At 73.7% G+C, this 274-nt stretch carries 1 protein-coding gene; it reads right to left on the minus strand.

Annotation, left to right across the window (positions count from 1 at the left end; all coding sequences use genetic code 11):
• A partial coding sequence (locus RMT89_RS42945; protein ID WP_315889187.1) for a BamA/TamA family outer membrane protein occupies window positions 1-274 on the minus strand: 274 nt, incomplete at both ends.

A 274-nucleotide genomic window follows, 5' to 3' on the forward strand; every position in this document is an offset into this window, starting at 1 on the left:
GCCGCCGCCGGCATAGAAGCGCTCCTCGGCCGGGATGGCAGTGAGCGGCGCGCCGGTGAGCGAGCCGGCCGCGATGCGCCCGGCCAGCACGTAGCGGGCGTCCTCGTCGAGCGCGTAGTAGGTGGAGGCGGCCGCATGCGCCTCGACGAGGTTGACCGTCGAGCCCACCGCCTTGCCGTAGGCATCGAGGTCGCCGGTGATGCGCACGCCGCGCGTCGGGTCGAGCAGGCTGTCGGTCGAATCGTAGCGGACCCCCGTGGTACCGCCGACGAGG

The organism is Streptomyces sp. P17 (assembly GCF_032436805.1).
Taxonomy (GTDB): Bacteria; Actinomycetota; Actinomycetes; order Streptomycetales; family Streptomycetaceae; genus Streptomyces.